Source organism: Streptomyces sp. AC627_RSS907 (assembly GCF_019049165.1).
Genome location: NZ_JAGMUE010000788.1, coordinates 1 through 546, shown reverse-complemented (window position 1 = coordinate 546; position 546 = coordinate 1). Strand labels below are relative to the sequence as shown.

Genomic DNA, 546 nt, shown 5'->3' with positions numbered 1-546 from the left:
CTGACCCCGGCCCCGGGTGCCGCCGGCACCCGCGCGGCCAGCGGTCACGAGAAACCAGAGCAAGGGGGCGACCAGCCATGAGCCAGCCATGAGTGCGCACGCGAGCGGCGAGGGCGGCCTGGCCGCCGCGGCGGCCGGAGCCGCGGCACAGCACGGGCCGCGACCGGGAACGCGGGCCCAGCGCCACTCCGGACCCGGCCGCGGCTCGCGCAGATTCCCGCGCATCACCCGGGACACGGCGCGCCCGGAGGGGGGCGGCCGGGCGGCGAGCGGACAGGCGCCCGCGCCGGCGCGCCAGTGGCCGCTGCTCACGGTGATGAGCGGCGTCGCCGCCGGGCTGCTGGTCGTCGCCCTCGACGCGCACCGCGCCGGCACCCTGGTGATCGGCTTCTCGCTGCTCCTCGGGGCGCTGCTGCGCTGGCTGCTGCCCTCCGTGGGGATGCTGGCGGTCCGTTCGCGCTTCACCGACATGGTGACGTACGGGCTGCTCGGGTCCCTGATCGTGGTGCTGTCGATGATGACGCAGCCGGACCCGTGGCTGGAGAT

At 76.7% G+C, this 546-nt stretch carries 1 protein-coding gene; it reads left to right on the top strand.

Going from position 1 to position 546, the window contains the following annotated elements; translation table 11 throughout:
- Positions 1-88 precede the first annotated feature (88 nt).
- Positions 89-546, top strand: a 458-nt coding sequence (locus KUM32_RS38655; protein WP_217146471.1) for a DUF3017 domain-containing protein, incomplete at its 3' end; no start/stop codon positions are given.